The 595-nt window shown below is 74.8% G+C and carries 2 protein-coding genes; both read right to left on the bottom strand.

Annotated elements, in window-relative coordinates; translation table 11 throughout:
* The coding region (locus ACWJ6R_RS37735) for an AzlC family ABC transporter permease (protein ID WP_449066766.1) at window positions 1-203 on the bottom strand (203 nt) is incomplete at its 3' end.
* Between the two features lie 21 nt (window positions 204-224).
* Window positions 225-595: helix-turn-helix domain-containing protein (locus ACWJ6R_RS37730; RefSeq protein ID WP_449066765.1), on the bottom strand; the 371-nt coding region annotated here is incomplete at its 5' end.

Here is a 595-nt window from a genome sequence, read left to right as displayed (position 1 = left end):
GCCAGGCTCCCGCCGCCCGCGACGACGCCGGCCAGGGCGAACTGCGAGGCGCCGGTGAAGGCGAACAGGCTCAGCACGCACGCCTGGGCCACGCTCAGCCCGGCGGTGACGGCGGCGGCGCCGAACGCCAGCCCGGAGAGCCCGACCGCGATCCCCACGCCCAGCCCGTCCCGGATCGCCGAGGAACGAGTGGTTGTCTCCATGCAGGTGAGGCTATGCGTGGTTCAGCGATGGTTCTTGTACGTTCTTGCGCGCTGGTAGGCGCCCGGCGGCACGCCCACGATCCGTTTGAAGTGCCGGTTCAGGTGGGCCTGGTCGGTGAATCCGACCTCGGCGGCGACCCGCGCGGCGGGTGCGCCGGAGTCGAGCAGGGTGCGCGCCCGCCGTACCCGGAGCGTGTTCAGATAGGTGTGCGGGGGCAGGCCGGTGGCGGCCTTGAAGGCCCGGAGCAGGGCGAACGGCCGCACCTCCACCGCCCGGGCCAGGTCCTCCAGGGTCGGCGGGTCGACGAGGCGCTCGTGCAGGATCTCCCGGGCCAGCCGTACCGCGCGGTCGTCCGCGGGCAGGGGCGGCTGCGGCGGGCGGCGGGCGGCGT

This window comes from Planomonospora algeriensis (assembly GCF_977012225.1).
This window is presented reverse-complemented; position numbering and strand designations above follow the sequence as displayed.